12 protein-coding genes and 2 pseudogenes are annotated in these 12,356 nt (G+C 55.2%); 6 read left to right on the top strand and 8 right to left on the bottom strand.

Translation table 11 applies throughout. From position 1 onward, the window contains the following. Positions 1–507: 507 nt before the first annotated feature. Positions 508–630, bottom strand: a pseudogene (locus tag ACILRN_RS11950) (IS256 family transposase); the annotation flags it as partial. Positions 631–862: 232 nt separating this feature from the next. Between ACILRN_RS11950 and ACILRN_RS11945 the strand changes: the two are divergent. From ACILRN_RS11945 to ACILRN_RS11930, 4 genes and pseudogenes are all read left to right on the top strand, one after another. Further along, complete coding sequence (locus tag ACILRN_RS11945; protein ID WP_395688573.1) at positions 863–2,050, top strand: cytochrome P450; 1,188 nt, start codon at positions 863–865, stop codon at positions 2,048–2,050. Between the two features lie 14 nt (positions 2,051–2,064). Beyond that, positions 2,065–3,207, top strand: coding sequence for an NAD(P)-dependent alcohol dehydrogenase (locus ACILRN_RS11940; RefSeq protein WP_395688571.1), 1,143 nt, complete (start codon positions 2,065–2,067; stop codon positions 3,205–3,207). A gap of 68 nt (positions 3,208–3,275) precedes the next feature. Next, the gene (locus tag ACILRN_RS11935) at positions 3,276–4,337 is read left to right on the top strand and encodes a hypothetical protein (RefSeq protein WP_395688570.1); all 1,062 of its coding nucleotides are present in this window, start codon (positions 3,276–3,278) and stop codon (positions 4,335–4,337) included. Positions 4,338–4,397: 60 nt separating this feature from the next. Then, a pseudogene (locus tag ACILRN_RS11930) lies at positions 4,398–4,793 on the top strand (IS5/IS1182 family transposase); the annotation flags it as partial. Between the two features lie 602 nt (positions 4,794–5,395). On the opposite strand, the gene ACILRN_RS11925 reads toward ACILRN_RS11930, so the two are convergent. From ACILRN_RS11925 to ACILRN_RS11905, 5 genes are all read right to left on the bottom strand, one after another. After that, positions 5,396–5,836 carry a DUF5681 domain-containing protein gene (locus ACILRN_RS11925; protein WP_395688569.1) on the bottom strand — a complete coding sequence of 147 codons (441 nt, stop codon included), beginning with the start codon at positions 5,834–5,836 and terminating at the stop codon, positions 5,396–5,398. A 203-nt stretch (positions 5,837–6,039) separates the two neighbouring features. After that, a complete protein-coding gene (locus ACILRN_RS11920; RefSeq protein WP_395688567.1) occupies positions 6,040–6,474 on the bottom strand; it encodes a hypothetical protein in 435 nt (144 codons plus the stop codon). Positions 6,475–7,259: 785 nt separating this feature from the next. Then, on the bottom strand, positions 7,260–7,547 hold the full coding sequence (locus ACILRN_RS11915; RefSeq protein ID WP_395688566.1) for a hypothetical protein: 288 nt from the start codon (positions 7,545–7,547) through the stop codon (positions 7,260–7,262). Positions 7,548–7,629: 82 nt separating this feature from the next. Next, positions 7,630–8,226, bottom strand: coding sequence for a hypothetical protein (locus tag ACILRN_RS11910; protein WP_395688564.1), 597 nt, complete (start codon positions 8,224–8,226; stop codon positions 7,630–7,632). Next, positions 8,189–9,520, bottom strand: coding sequence for a tyrosine-type recombinase/integrase (locus ACILRN_RS11905; RefSeq protein ID WP_395688563.1), 1,332 nt, complete (start codon positions 9,518–9,520; stop codon positions 8,189–8,191). Before ACILRN_RS11905 ends, ACILRN_RS11910 begins: the two co-directional genes overlap by 38 nt. A 383-nt stretch (positions 9,521–9,903) precedes the next feature. On the opposite strand from ACILRN_RS11905, the gene ACILRN_RS11900 reads away from it, so the two are divergent. Further along, positions 9,904–10,464, top strand: coding sequence for a hypothetical protein (locus ACILRN_RS11900; protein ID WP_395688561.1), 561 nt, complete (start codon positions 9,904–9,906; stop codon positions 10,462–10,464). A gap of 172 nt (positions 10,465–10,636) precedes the next feature. Further along, the gene (locus ACILRN_RS11895) at positions 10,637–10,963 is read left to right on the top strand and encodes a hypothetical protein (protein ID WP_395688559.1); all 327 of its coding nucleotides are present in this window, start codon (positions 10,637–10,639) and stop codon (positions 10,961–10,963) included. A 47-nt stretch (positions 10,964–11,010) separates the two neighbouring features. On the opposite strand, the gene ACILRN_RS11890 is transcribed toward ACILRN_RS11895, so the two are convergent. Next, positions 11,011–12,018, bottom strand: coding sequence for a TIGR03032 family protein (locus tag ACILRN_RS11890; protein ID WP_395688558.1), 1,008 nt, complete (start codon positions 12,016–12,018; stop codon positions 11,011–11,013). A 98-nt stretch (positions 12,019–12,116) separates the two neighbouring features. Then, a partial coding sequence (locus ACILRN_RS11885) for a hypothetical protein (protein WP_395688556.1) occupies positions 12,117–12,356 on the bottom strand: 240 nt, incomplete at its 5' end.

Here is a 12,356-nt window from a genome sequence, read left to right as displayed (position 1 = left end):
CTCGGATTTCTGTCTCATCTGCGCTTCTCCTAACGAGCTACGATGAGCCAGAAATCCTCCCTTCCTCAAGTCATCCAATCTGTCTCAGAAGCGCTGATGCCGGACAGCGCTTTCCACCTGGATCAGCGCTAGAAGGGCGAAGCCCAAACCGAAACCGAGAATACTAGGCGGAGGCATCAACATAATCCTTGTCCGAATCCAATGATGGATTCCCTCAAAAAGACGACTGCGCGCTCACATAAGAGTGATTATCACATATCTAGATCGCCATCAAAAGCGTTGCAGCCGTTGGTACCTATTTCCGCTTTTCCAGAGAGTTTGCCGGTTCGATTCAGGCAATCGTCGGGTCGCTGCCGAAGTGCGTTCTGTCGTTGCATTCGGCCCACCTTTCGCGACTGCAGCGGCGTGGCGGGATCCGGTGGTCCTGCGAATCGACAACGTAAAGACGGCAGCAGCTAACGCCTTCGCTTCTGTTAAACGGTGAGCACGTTCTGCCGGCAGTACTGGGTCGATGATGATCCCCCACTGCGTTTCAGCCTCCTCCTTGGTCTCCTGAGCGAATATGGCTTTCAATATCCCCGCGACCGCGGCACGCTGCTTGGCCGAGGCGGGACCCAGCGCATTCCGCATCTATTGGATGCGGCAGCGCTAATATGCAATAGTCTCTCATTGCGTCTGGCACAAAGTGTCAGCCGCTCTACAACCAGTAGTTGATTCTGTTATTGCGCTCCCATCGAGGCGTTGGACAATTGGTCTCGCGATGATCTCCCCAGAAATTCCGGTAGAACTCGTTTCACCCCTCTTCAATCCTGCGACTTTCAAAGACCGAGACGCTGTCCACGATATTCTGCGCAGATTACGATTGGATTATCCGCTCTCAGTCGCCGAGGTTCCAGGCTTTGACCCTCATTGGATCGTCACTAGGCATGCCGACCTGCGGGAGATTGCGCAGCAAGACGACATCTTTCGCAGCGGGCAACGCTCAAAGACATTAGTGGATCGGGCCACCGACGTATTGGTGCGTTCACTTGCTCAAGGCAAAGCCACCCCATTTCGATCCCTAGTACACATGGATCAGCCAGAACACCATAAACATCGCGCCGTGTGTTCGCGATTTTTCGCGCCAGAGGGCATTCAGGAGATGATGCCCTTTCTCCAAAGAACGGCTGAGACATTTGCCGAGGCTCTCGAAGCTCACCGCTCAGAATGTGACTTTGCAAGTGCAATCGCAACGCCCTTCGCACTCACTATCATTATGGGTCTCCTTGGGGTACCAGCCTCCGAGCATGCAGAGATGCTACGGATCACTCGCGGACTACTCCGTTCCTCCGACCCAGACCCTAACGGAGCCTCACCTCGGTTGGACGACACACATGACCGTGCGCGAAACTGGGTCAGCGTGCTCAACGCTTTCGATCGCCACTTCACCCCGGTGATCGAGAGGCAGCGCAGAACTCCAGTTGCTGGTTTATCCTCGATTATCGCCAACGGTAGGATTGACGGTCAACTCATGTCACATGATGCCATGATTTCATATTTCATGCTCTTGTCCACAGCTGGCCACGATACGACAGCCGCCACGGCTTCCATGGGGATGTGGCAACTTGCCGTTCGCGGCGATGTTCTCGCGGACCTCAAACAGACACCAGAAGAGATCCCGCTGTTTGTGGAGGAGACGCTGCGGTGGGCGTCACCCGTCCAGCATTTCATCCGTTCCGCCGCAAAGGACTATTGCCTCGCAGGCCGCAAAATCCGGAAGGGTGATCTCCTATATCTCTCCTACCTTTCTGCGAATCACGACGAAAAGGTTTTTGAGAGTCCCTTCACCTTTGACCATAACCGACGTCCGAACCCGCATCTGAGCTTCAGTGTTGGGCGGCATACCTGCCTAGGATTGCATCTCGCCCGCGCCGCACTAGTTGCGTTGTGGACGGCCATTTTGCCGAGGCTCCGCAATCTAGAGCTTTCTGCCTGCCCTCAAATGTCGCAATCCACTTTTGTGTCCGGCCCCAAATACCTGCCCATTCGATTTGCGATCGAAGGTCGATGAGCGTTGAGTAAAACATGGTGATCCAAAGCATGCGCCGATCAACTCGTGATAACGTTCCGTTCGCTGCCGTTGCGAGGGCGGCTGGGGGTCAATTTACTATTGAGCCAGTTCAGCTCGATCCACCGCGTTCTGATGAAGTTCTGGTCAGAATTGCAGGCGTTGGGATTTGTCATACTGATCTTGTGTTCCGTGACCAGTTCGTACCCTTTGCCCTGCCAGCTGTCCTGGGACATGAGGGGGCTGGCATCATCGAGCAGGTTGGTACCTGTGTGACGGGCTTTGCACCCGGCGACAAAGTCATTCTTAGCTTTTCAAGTTGCGGCGGGTGTGACCGCTGCCACAAAGGCCTGCCCAGCTATTGCAGGCGGTTCTCTCCTCTCAACTATGCTGGCCGCCGATTGAGCGATGGTTCTACTGCCTTGAGAAGTGGTAGCGAACTCCTATCAAGTCACTTCTTTGGTCAATCCTCATTCGCGAGCCATGCGATTGCAATGTCGCAAACGCTAGTTAACGTAGGGGAGACCCGTACTCCACTTGAATTGCTTGGGCCATTGGCATGTGGAATCCAGACAGGCGCCGGAAGCGTCATGAGATCGCTAGCCTGTCCTCCAGGGTCAAGTATTGCAATTCTTGGGGCCGGCACTGTTGGCTTATCGGCGGTCATGGCGGCGGCAATACAACGGTGCGGCCTGATAGCCGTAGCCGAGCCGTTTGCCTCGCGCAGAGCACTGGCCCTTGAGCTCGGTGCCAGCCATGTGATTGATCCCTCCGCTGAGAACGTCATCCGGGCGTTGCATATCATCGCCCCGTCTGGCTTTGACTTTGTGCTCGACAGTACAGGTGACTCGGGCGTCATTGAAGCAGGCCTTGCCGCCCTCGGAAATCGCGGTACTCTAGGCCTTGTTGGCGTGCCAAAGCATCGAGATGATACCTTTGCCGCCAACGCTACCAGGCTCATGGCGTCGGGAGTTCGGATCATCGGCATCACCGAAGGAGATAGCGATCCCCGCACTTTCATACCTGAATTGATTGCGAGGCATGATGCCGGGCAATTTCCCTTCACCAAGCTCATAACGACGTTCAGGCTTGAGGATATCAATCATGCGCTTGAACAGCAGGCGGCTGGCAGGATTATTAAGCCAGTGCTGATCCCCTGAAAAACAGCGCTCTTATTCGGTCACTCCTTACAGGTGACGATTGACGACAGTGAGAGATTACCGCAACAATGTCGGTCTATAAGAAGTATTGTTCTGTTATTGAAAGGTTTAGCCACATGAGGATTATGCTCCTACCTACAGCAACCGTCTCTGGCGTTTTGGCGGGCATTTTTCTTGGCCTAGGATGCGTGCATGCCGATGATAAGTTCAAGGAGCTTGGCACCCCTCCGGAGCAGATAAGTGGCTATTCAGAACAAGAATTGAACGATCTCGGGCGCCGTATGGCGGAGGAGGTCTATGCTGTGCTTTCGGAAGTCGGAACCTCGACAGGCAAGATAACTTCACAAAGCCTTTCCGACGATGATCAGTCTGTGATCACTGCAAGATCACTCGTGGCCGACCGTGCGCTGATTCAGAATGCTCGCGTCAGCCATGGACTGACAAAAACGACTTACCTGCCCTCGGACATAGACGACTTCAACATTCAGGACGTCGTACTCACCCGGCCGGCCCATGGTGTCCTCGTAGCTTCCTACCGGGTTGCGTTGCCAAATCGGACCGACACTGTGACGGGCACCGTTATGAAGGGCGAGTTCATGCCTCGCCTGACTGTACTACAGTGGAATGATGAATTGAGGCAGTGGCAGGTGTTCAGCCACGCAGATTTCGATTCGCCTATGGCAGCCGTCTGTAATAAGGTCCAGGAAAGGTCTTACGCTCGGACAACATTCGACCTCCAGGATATTATACTCGGTAAGAGTATCATCGACAAGTTTGTGAAAGCGATGATCGAGGAGAAGCTTCCAGATCATGTCCTTAAGGGCTATCAATATGTTTACGCTAGCGGTGAAAGGAAGACCGAGGACGGGCCGGTGAGGACTCGTATCACGAAGAACGTTGACCGCATCAATCTAGAGGCCGTCAAATCAGGCCGCCTGATTGCTATCCGCTATGACACAAAAGGCGTCCTGACGCTGGACAACGGAACGGTCGAGCCTGGCGTCAAGCCGCGGCTCTTCACATTCTATCTGGGAGACGATGACAAATGGCGCTTCATTGCGGCAGCGGTATTCTCGGTGACCCAGAAGGTTGCGGATCACACGGATTGCATCGCCGCTACCGCTGAGTAAGTGAGGCGCTTGAGGACGAAAAGGACTTCGTTTGTTTTTAGTCAGGCGAACGCCTTGCAGTGCTCGAGAGGCGGGCGGTTCATTTTCTATGCCATGGCGCTGCCCGGAAAATCCTATGACGGCCATACCCTGGCAACCTTTATCCCGCATGTGGAGCGGACCATCGGAAACGGCATCGCGCGCATCCTCGCCGATGCCGGCTACCGCGGCCACAATGCCCCGCTCTCTCACAAGTTCAGGGTCTTCACCTCCGGCCAGAAACGCTGCATGACGCCGGCCATCAAGCGCGAGATGCGCCGCCGTGCCGCCGTCGAGCCCGTCATCTGCCACATCAAGAACGGCCACCGAATGAACCGCAACTATCTCGCCGGGCCAAAAGGTGACGCCATCAACGCGGTCCTCGCCGCCACCGGCTATAGCTTCCGCTTACTCCTCAACTGGCTGAGACTTCTTCTGTGCCTTGATTGCCAGCCTGATCCTGCTGCGCTCATCCAGCGCAAACACACCTCAGATCACGTAAAAGCGAATTGTTCACGACGGTCTGTTTATAGGCTTCCTCACCCACATGTCGCGTTCTATCTCGGAGGTCGCCTCCCACAGCAGCCGAAAAAGCTCAACTACGTCGCCGTGACCCCACTCCGCCAGTGGAGCGATGGAAACTGTATCCGCCGCAGGTATCGAGCCGTATTGTTGGCAGAGTTCAATCAAACGCTCACGATCACTAAACGATAAACTATTGAACGTATAGTTGCCGCCGGGAAGTGTGAAGCCTGTATCAACAAACTTCTGGAACCGCCAATACCTCTGCAAACTGCAGGGTATGGGAAATGGCGGCGGCACCTTACCATCCGTTGTTAATGTCAGGCAGGCGCGAACCAGAATATCAAACTCTTCTTTCTGGTCAGACGATGCTTCACCCGCCACGCAGGCATACCCTAACGCAACAAGTCGGTCCGCGTCCGGTCCGCTCAGGAGATTAAGGTCAACCCTCAATTCAGGTTCCGGTACCCGGATGCGCGCCAATACCCGGTCAAGACGCGCCACCAGCCTAGCCGTGGTCATTCCCGCCCCTCCAGGCGCCGGATCCGGGCTTCTAGCTCACCAGTCTCCAATGCCCGTCGGAGGCCCTCCAGAAGACCGCTCAGGCCTGTTGCCTCCTCCGGGGTTATCTCGCCGCCAGCGACAGCCGCGACCACTGTAGCCTGCGCCTGAGCGATCCCAGCGGCATCGTTAACTTCAGGCAGATCAATCTGGATGGGGCGGGACTTTCGGGCTGGAGCGATGCGGTCGATGACAAGCTTGACGGCTGCCATGTCACCCTCCAGTGCAGCGTTAACAACCCGCTGGGTGATAGCCTCAGCCCGTCCTTGCATGAGACCCTCAACTGCCAAAGTTACGCGATTACGGCTGCCAAGGGGCCGACCCGCCGGATTTCCGGACCAACCGCGTTGGAATGGCCGCCCGGAGCCACGCTGTTTTCGTGCTGTTTTTTCAGCCATGTCATCACCAGTTAACACAGCTTTATTTATAACACGAATTTATGATATTTAAAAGCAATGCGGCTGGTGATCACCCAAGAAAACACTGCGTGGTTGCTAAGGAGAAGAGAACAGGTCGCAGAGCAGGCATTAAGTCACCGGAACCTAGCCGATGTGGTTATACCGATCCCCGACCTGTCGACCTATTCTCCTGTTTGGCTCAATTAGAGCAGCATCATTTTGCTCTTGGATGCCTCGACAAACTTCAGCAGCAATGCTGTCGCGCCGTATCCACATTGCTCAAGCAAAAGCTTTTGCTCATCGTTTTCTGGTGTCGCGTCACCTTGCATACATGCCAAAGCCTTCTGAATCGCAGCCCGCCAGCAGGCGGCATCCTCAACAGTGACTGTCTGCGCGCTGTTTGAGAAATAGCCGCCACTCCACGCGCCATCATTTTGCTCATCCCAAGAAAACAATGTGCCTCCGCCATCGTCAACAAGCGTAGCCGGCTTTTCAGTCCCTGTTGGAACCCAGCCAAAGGCTAACCCAAGCTCAAAAATGAAATGCCAACTCGACCAAGAAAAAGAGCCAGCGTTTGCAATGTCAATTCCCATGTTTTTCTCCGATTTTTTGATGTTAAACTGCTTTTTTCTTAGCAATAAAAATCACATTTTGGTCGCCCCCTTTCCGTTGCCTTTATCGAACCACTGCAATCTGGACCTCAGGAGCATCAGAACGCAGTCCTGTAGGCGTGCGGCCTTGGTTTGGACGTTTCCCACCACGCAGCAATAATCGTCGCCAATTGCGCTTTCGCGTCGAATGTTCAAAATCATCGATTCCATCTGATTATCCCGACACCCAACGCCCCGTACTCCCACTCCACTCCCCACTCCCCATGGTAATAAAAGCGGTTCCGAAGCGGACCCATCGCTATCAAGTCTATTTCCCTGACGGGTCCAGTTCAGAACCGTAAATCAGTGCCTCGGTTCCATAATGGACCCTTCGAAGCACGCCACGAACCCGCCTTGAAACCGAGTGTCTACTTTCTTCGCCTCACGCAGCGGCTTCTCTGGTTTCCACATTTTCCAATCATGTGTCGGTGGACACCCGTCACGTGGGAGCATCGTTAGCTGCCATTCTGATGCTTTCCGCCCATACCAGCGACCCAGAACTATAAGACGAACAAAACCCTTCGCTTCCAGTTCCTGGAAAGCCCGCTGAGCGGTTCGCTTGCCAATTGAGAAGAGACGCCTGCATTCGTCTAATGAAAGCGTGATCCGTCCGTTGTTCTTGCCATTGAAACGCGCCCGTAGCTCTAGAAATACCTTGATTGCAGGCCCAGATAGCTGACGGACGGCGTTGCTTCTCAAGAAACTGTAGTCCATGATCGCGTACTGATCGCTTACTGAATGGCCAGTCTTATCAGTCTTACGGCGCTTGCTGCTCATCCTTCCGCTCTTTCCAGCCCAATGACTGATGTCGCTGAAGCACCACCGCGAATGGATGGTGCTGTAGCCAGCTTACGGGCTGCAAAGGCTAAAATTTCCTCCGTCTCAGCAAGCGCCTTGCCATTCACAAGACGCCACCTGATAGGCCATTTTTCAAGGCTGCGCGGTTTGACCGGGAAGTAAATGCGGCTAATCACTGCTGCCGCCATACGGCGATCCATACGGACCGGAAGATTATTCTGGTCAATCTGAGAATATTGGAATGTCAGGATATCCTGCGTCATCGCTTGGCTCCGCTTCGTTGTGTGGAGCTACGATAGTATGCTCAGCGGTGGTCTAAATTCAGTAGGGGTATTCAGACCACTCTCACTTAGTGGTGTTTTTCCACCAACTATAAATCCGTTTGTCACTGATATCTTCGCCGCGAAACTTCATTTCCAGTTTTCCCAACTCAGAGGAAACGCGTTTACATGCTGTCCGCAAGCTGAACCCCTTTTCACGTAGGCAGCGCACCAAGACCAATGCCATTTCGCGGATACGCTTTTCTTCAAACTTGTAGGCAGCACCTGCAACGCCTTCTGTAGGGCGCATAAGCTCACCCACGCGTCCGTAGTCCAGGTCTGACAATTGACCGATTAGGCTCTGCAAGAGCGTGGAGGACCGGCTGGCGATAAGAATTCCTGACTGGCCGTGCATCTGGTCTGTGAGGTCCGCTAGGGCCGTCTGTATGACCGCCAGAAGATCAAGTGCGTCACACCTTCTGGGCGGTTGAAGCGATTTCCGTCTAGCCTCCAGTTTGATCAGATCAGACTGAAGCCGCTTGAAGATGTTAATGATGTGCTGCTCTTCAACAGCTTTGCGGACCTGAACCGTGTCAAGTACGCCCAAGCCGGGAGAGAATGAGCGCTGGTGTTTACCAATGACACTACGCCGCGTAGTAGACGGAGCCTTCTTCCTGACCATCTTTGCCTTCATCATGGGTATTAAGGCGAATTTTCTCTTCCAGCAGGCTTCCCCAACGTTTCATCGCGTCGACTTGCTCAGGCCAGCGGAAAGCCCTCTGGTAGACGCCCAGAACGCCGCCACGGGTGGCCGACTGGCGGTGATTGAGGATGGCGTCAGCCAGTGTTTCAGATACACCGCTTTCCCCAAGGGCTGTGACGAACCCTCTGCGGAAGTCATGGTATGTCCAGCCCTTTACCTCAGGTGCAGCAGCGCTGATTTTCTCCTTTAACTTCGTGAAGGTTTTGATCGGCTGGCCCGCTCTGGGTCCGAGAAATACCAACCCAGATTTTGGCTGGCCTGCCTCCAAATGGCGATGCGTTAAGATCGCTAGCGCCAAATCGGGGAGGAAAATGCGATGGGCATCGCCGTTCTTCGTGCGCTTGTGGCTCATCGTCCAAACCGCCTGCTTCAGGTCAATTTGCGACCAGTCAAGCTTGGCAACCTCCTCACGACGGGCTGGAATGGCAATCAGAAGCCTGAACAGGTCACGGCGGGTTTCATCCAGAATGTCCGCTGCACGCCAGAGAGCCGCCAACTGGCTGGGTGTCTGGTAGGTCTGGCGCGGTTGAACCGCACGGGGCCTTCGGGCTTTTGGCAGGAGCGAACAGGGATTTACGGGAACCAACCCCTCGTCCAGCAGCCAGTCAAAAAATCTGGAGACAGCACCAAACCAATGGCGTGACACGGAGGGATGCCCCGAAGACGCCGCTACGATGGCCCTGATATCGCTGGGGTCAATCTCTGTGATCGGGCGCTCACCAAGGCCACAACTCTCAATCGCAGCCTCTGCAAATGCTAACTCGGACGCGATGTGGCGGTCCGATAGCCGCCCGCTGCCACGCAGCTTTGGGCGCTTTGGCAGAGCGACGGCATACTCCTCCAGCAACCTGGAGGCGGTGCGCCCTCTGGCGACCGCCTTGGACTTGATTTCTGCCTTGCGCTCAGCGCAAGGGTCGCCTCCCACCTTAACACGCCCCTTGATTGCCGAAGCCTCCGCGCGGGCCTCATCGACGGAATGCGTCTCCGGGTTGCCAATGGTAACCGACCGGGTGGAGAACCGCTTGCCCTGATCATCATGACCGCGCGGCTTGTAGCTGTAGACCCACGACATGGCGGTTGGGTTGACGATCAGAGCCAGCCCCCGGCATTCCCGGTCCCTCACGATCAACCGCGTACACTCGGCACGCTGCCGCCATGTGTCGGAGATGACCGCCTTGGTTATTTTCACCGTGCCTTTAGTGATGACTTGCATAACCGCCTCTTTAAACCGGACAATAACCGGACATTTGGTGCGGAGGCAAGCGTGGACTGGCGGAAAGCAGTGGAACGCTCTCATCGCCAATATGTGATATTACTGAGTTTTATTAATGCGATAAGTGTATACTGCGGAGGCCAGCGGGGATTAACGGAGGTAAGCGCCAAAACAAGTCTTAGGATTTGTAATCAGGGGGTCACAGGTTCGAGTCCTGTAGCCGGCACCAGATTTTCCTTTTCAGACCCTGGCCGCCGGCTGCCCAATGCTCTGCGCAGGCTTTAATTCAAGCACCGGGCAGTTGTCTCAGACACAACTTGAGCCGGAGTTGCGAATCGAGAACTAAAGCTGCAAACCTTTGCACTGTCGCTCAGGAGACTTGAATGAACCGACAATATGGCCTTGCAATTGGTGCTGTCGCGTTGGCGATGCATGCTTTCGTTGTCGGGGGCTTTGTCGAGAGCTTCTTCTTCCTGGTCGCCCTGCCATGGGCATGCATCGCGATCATCGCCTACCGTGGAAACCTTGAAATCGCGCCAGCGATGGCCTCTGTCATGACTGTGGTATTGGTGGGCTCATCCATCGGGATAGCAGCGATGGCACGGCCGGGCACCGACCTTGTGCCGCTGTATTCTCTTGGGCTTATTCCATCGATCATGAGTTGGGTTGCCTTGTCGGCCTACCTTCGCCATCTCCGCCATCTGGCTGAAATCGCCTACATCGAGGAACTCGAGGCCGACGATGATGTCCCTCACGAGTCTTGGGACGATAATGATGATCAAATGGGGCCGACTTCACAACCAGAGCGCTGGACTGATGCCAATGCAGCTTCGGCACATCCAGACAGACAGGCCCACAAGTCACAGAGGGCCATGAATTACGTTGGCCGGGCTCAAACAGAAAGGCGTTACCGTTCTTCTCCAACCCATATGAGCGCGGCCTGAGAATGGAGCAGACTCAATCCAGCACGGTATGCGGCTGTTTCTCGAGAATGCAGGACCCGTTTACCTCCCTGTTGCGCGCGGCCTGCTATCTGATGCTCGCTTGCTTCAGTCGGATTGTTAGAACCACAAATTCTCGATCAGCTTATGCCGCACAACTGAAACTGAGCAGGACATGGCCATAGGCTTCGAATCCCTCATCGCGTTCACCATGCTTTTCGTCTGGGCGATGATGGCGACTTGTCTGGCGTGGCAATATCACGTTCAAAACAGACTTAACCAAGTGCTGCGACTGCTAGAGACATATGATCGTTCCGTCGAACAGCTCGGTTATGACATCGAGCAATGCGATGATCGTCTGAGCCGGCTTGAGGCTGCGGCTGAAGCATCCAAGAGACAGCAACCGCAAAACATCGATTACCTTCTGACCCGGGTCAGGCAACTCTCGCAGGAAGATAATAAGGTTGTGGTCTCCGAAAGGCTCAGCAGGCAGCGCGGGTAAGTCCGTCGAAAAGCTGGGACACTTCGATCACTGGCGATCTAGATCGATCAGGCCTCTACGGTAATCAGATTTAGTGGCTCATTCCCGGGGAAGGCGATGGACTTGGCGCAGCCGACCCCGGGGATCACGGCAGTGTCATAGAGTTCGGAGACCTGTCCATCGATACGGAACCAGTGGGCACACTGCCCAGTCTCCAGGTCAATGACTTGCAACCCTGTCCATGGAGTTGAATCCATATCGGCAAGTCTTTTGTCCAGCGCAAGCCCCTCAAACCGCTCGTAGCGCGGCCTGGATAGCCCCACGATTGCATGGCGTCCGTGAAAGGACAGGCCACGCACGAAACCGGGGCAGAATGCGATTGGCTGAAACGACCTTGTCTTTCGGTCAATCCGACCCAACTCTCCGGTTCCCGAGTTCAGAACATAAAGTTCACCCCGGTGGACGCGTGGTGAGTGCGGCATCGAAAGCCCCTCGCAGACGACATCACTGCTTACGACATCTATGACGACACCTCCGTTGCTGCGGCGATCCCGCCAGCCATCAACCGTATCTGAGCGCGAAACTGCACTGACGTATCTCACCTGGCCAGACTCTAAAGCGAGACCATTGAGATGACAGCGATCCTCCGCCACAAGCGCCGAGATGAAGCTCGGACGCCAGACCGGCTTGAAGCTGTGGGCTGGCGAAAGGGTGGCCAGGCAGTTGTAAAGCGTATTGACGAAGATGATCTGGCCTCCGGCCGTCACCGCCACGTCATGAGTATCGAGAATGCCAGTAAAATGAATTGTCCGCGGCACATAGCACTGGGTGAACGTCTCGTTGATCCACTGACCTGGATAGAGAATGTTTTCGAGCCGAATGATGCTACCCAAAGCAGCCAGATAAAGCGCGTTTCCCGCTGCATGGAGACCCATCGCCTTGTGGAAGTTCTGCTCATTGACCATCAACCCGCCCTTCGGGTTGCGGCTTAAGAGGTAGAGCCGCCCTGACTGGTAGGAGGTGAACGCCAAGGCAATATCATGAGCATGGAGAAAACCGACAAAGCCCCCCGACATCGAATAGCGCGTGGGAGATTCCTCCTTTGGCCCATCAGCAGGGTCCGCAGTCGCTGAGCGACCATGCTGTGGGGATAGGTTTTCTGCCATTGTGCTGCTCAGAATGTGCCGGCGAGGGAGGCGATGATGCCGAGGCCTGTGTTGCTGCCGGAGAACACGGCCCGGCCATCGAGGCTGAGGCCGAACTGCTCGCTGATGTTCCAGCGCAGATTGGCCGCGAGATAGGGCGCATTGAACTCCGTGGCCTCCACCGGCACGTCAAGGCTCTGGCCCAGCATGCTGACTTCCACCTCGTCATCGCCCGTCATCTGCCGGATGATGTAGCCCGCGGATATCCC

The organism is Aestuariivirga sp., assembly GCF_044238155.1.
Classification (GTDB): domain Bacteria; phylum Pseudomonadota; class Alphaproteobacteria; order Rhizobiales; family Aestuariivirgaceae; genus Aestuariivirga.
Note: the sequence above shows the minus strand (reverse complement) of the source record. Positions and strands in the feature narration are given on the sequence as shown.